The 1753-nt window shown below is 66.2% G+C and carries 1 protein-coding gene; it reads left to right on the top strand.

What is annotated here, in order from left to right; all coding sequences use genetic code 11:
• Nucleotides 1-530 precede the first annotated feature (530 nt).
• Nucleotides 531-1753, top strand: a 1223-nt coding sequence (ltrA, locus tag ABZ194_RS30255; protein ID WP_355600428.1) for a group II intron reverse transcriptase/maturase, incomplete at its 3' end; no start/stop codon positions are given.

The raw sequence follows: 1753 nt of genomic DNA, 5'->3' as shown, positions 1-1753 counted from the left end.
AGCAGGGGGTTGAAGCTGAGGGCAGCCTGATCCGGGAGGTGCCGGGGAGGGCGGGAAGCAGCCCTGACAAAGCCGGGGCGGGACCAGTACTGCCAGATGGTTGTGTGCCCGGCGAGTGAGACGGAGAGGTGTACGCGAGAAACCGGTGTGTGAAGCCTCGTAACGAATCCCACCAGCTCGAACCTGGCGGATCTGGGCTGGGAGCGGTGCACGCCTGCCTCTTGCTCGGGCGGGCGACTTTCGCGGTGGCCCCGTTCGCTGCCGTGGAAGGCCACGGTGAAGGTCTGCGGCGTAGCCGTGGCGATGCCGCCGGGGTATAGCCGGGCGCCTACTCCGACAAACGATCACAAGTGAACACGGGAACCGTCCCGGCCCCGCCACGGGCCGCGCATCCGGCGCGGAGATTCGGGCTGGGCCCACCGTCGGCCGAACGGGCCGGGGCGGGGCGGAGCCGCCGTAGTAGTCCGAGCGCGGGAAAGCCGCGCACATGGCGAAGGGCGGCAGCGGGTTACGAGTTGGAAGGGACTGCAATGCTCGAAGACGCCGGGGTGGAGACCCCGGCCACGCAGCACGACGCGCCGCTGGTGCGTCCACTGCGGGTACGGGAGATGCAGACCAGACTGCACCGCTGGGCGGCGGCCGATCCCGGTCACCGCTTCGATGATCTCTACCATCTGGTATGCGACCGAAGGTTCCTCGCGATGGCGTGGGACCGGGTCGCCGGTAACACCGGTGCCCGCACTGCTGGAGTGGATCGGGCCACGGTCCGGTCCGTCACCGAGCAGGTGGGTGTGGAGGTGTTCCTGGATGAGCTGCGCGAGCAGCTGCGGCAGCGGACGTTTCGCCCGCTGCCGGTGCGCGAACGGATGATTCCCAAACACGGCGGGAAGCTGAGAAGTCTTGGTATCCCGACCGTGACCGATCGTGTGGTTCAGGCAGCGCTGAAACTGGTGCTGGAGCCCATCTTCGAGGCCGGCTTCGACTCGGTCTCCTACGGGTTTCGCCCCAGCCGGAGGGCGCATGACGCGATTGCCGAGATCCACTTCTGGGGCACCCAAGGCTACCGCCAGGTCCTGGACGCCGACATCGAGGCGTGCTTCGACTCGATCGACCACACGGCCCTGATGGACCGGATACGCGCACGAGTCAAAGACAAACGCGTACTCGCCCTGGTCAAAGCGTTCCTCAAGGCCGGGATCCTGCGAGAGACCGGATCAAGGGAGCCGTCCGAGACCGGCACCCCGCAGGGCGGAATCCTTTCCCCGCTCCTGGCCAACATCGCTCTGACCGTGCTCGATGAGCACGTCATGGGGCCGTGGAAGCCGGGCGGGACGATGTCCAGCAGTTCCCGCAGAGTGACGCGGGTGGCCAAGAACCTACCCAACTGGCGGATCGTGCGTTACGCGGACGACTTCGTCGTGCTGGTCAGGGGCGAACGCCACCATGTCGAGGCCCTGCGGACGGAGATCGACGAGGTCCTCGCCACGCTCGGGCTGCGATTGTCGCCGTCCAAGACGCGGGTGGTGCACATGGCCGATGGGTTCGACTTCCTCGGCTTCCACATCAAGTGGATGCGCAAGCGAGGAACGGACAAGTGTTATGTCTATACCTTTATCGCGGACAAGCCGGTCCGTGAGCTGAAGCGGAAAGTCAGAGCGCTGACCCACAGGAGGTCGCAGGTCCCGTTCGCCGCCGTGCTGTCGAAGATCAATCAGATCCTGCGCGGCTGGGCCAACTACTTCAAGCACGCCGT

It is taken from the genome of Streptosporangium sp. NPDC006007 (assembly GCF_040614315.1).
In the GTDB taxonomy this organism is placed as follows: domain Bacteria; phylum Actinomycetota; class Actinomycetes; order Streptosporangiales; family Streptosporangiaceae; genus Streptosporangium.
The sequence above is the reverse complement of the archived record's forward strand: the minus strand, read 5'-3'. Positions and strand labels throughout refer to the sequence as shown.